At 49.5% G+C, this 1010-nt stretch carries 1 protein-coding gene; it reads left to right on the top strand.

Features of this window, described 5'->3' with window-relative positions; translation table 11 throughout:
* Positions 1-14: 14 nt before the first annotated feature.
* On the top strand, positions 15-1010 hold a 996-nt coding region (locus O0882_RS29055; RefSeq protein ID WP_289953459.1), incomplete at its 3' end, for a hypothetical protein.

Genomic DNA, 1010 nt, shown 5'->3' with positions numbered 1-1010 from the left:
ATCGAGGAACTGTAATGGGCGACTTTTTTTACTATGGCCAGAAGGACACGATCCGGCGCCTGAATGAGCTGGCCGGGCGCGGCGCCGTGGTGGCATCGTATGCGCCAGCCGTGGGGAGGTCCCCACTTGGTGGGCCGAATGGTTATATGAATCCGGCGTGGATAGATCCAAGTCTGACTATCTACACCGACACACCTGTAGCAGTAAAAGCTGTTGGTAAATTTGGATATACATTCATCCATGCTGGCCAAGCGCAACGCCTATATAAGATCGCAACATTACCACCATCTAATAACGGCTCATATGCCTCCCTTCGCATAGATGCAATGCTCGGCGGGTGGGTAGCAGGTACATTTACGGCAATGACTGTAGTTATGGGGAATCGTGGTGCTTTCTCGGTAGACTGGTCTTCTAGTTTATTCGTTCCAAGTGAGGTGAGATTCGTTGTATATCTGGAAGCAGATGGAAGCCACTCTGTATACCTGTTTTTTCTTACCTCCGCATTCGCTCAAGCCGCATTCAACTTACAAGGTATTGGCTGCGCCTCGCATGCGTCGCCTGTATTTACAGATTCAGTTTCCGGTACTCCTGTATGGGATAGCGGCGCGAATTTTGGTACTAGTATCTACAAATCCCCTCGCTCTCGTGGATTGGGTGAATCTGTAGGCTCCGAGAATGGAACTAGCGTAGACCAGATCCTAGAAGTTCGGTCTAAGAGCGGGGACGCTGTCGCAGCAAGTTTCTTGTACGGTGGGCGGGCACCGGGGGTTCCCGCTCAAACTCTTGTAGACGCATTAAGCTTTGGAATTTCTGGTTCGCCCGGTGTAAACCATCTAGGCTGTATGCGCTGGTTTACTTCGACGTATCATAACAATAGCTCTTTCTCGGCAGGTTATCGAACGACATTAAAGGCTTTTGATACAGTATCAAATGTTTGGACTCCAACACTGTTTTCTGTTACTGGCAATGGGCAAGTGTACATGCCATTACTTAAAGCTGGATCGGCTGAT

It is taken from the genome of Janthinobacterium sp. SUN073 (assembly GCF_030397665.1).
In the GTDB taxonomy this organism is placed as follows: Bacteria; Pseudomonadota; Gammaproteobacteria; order Burkholderiales; family Burkholderiaceae_D; genus Janthinobacterium.
The sequence above is the reverse complement of the archived record's forward strand: the minus strand, read 5'-3'. Positions and strand labels throughout refer to the sequence as shown.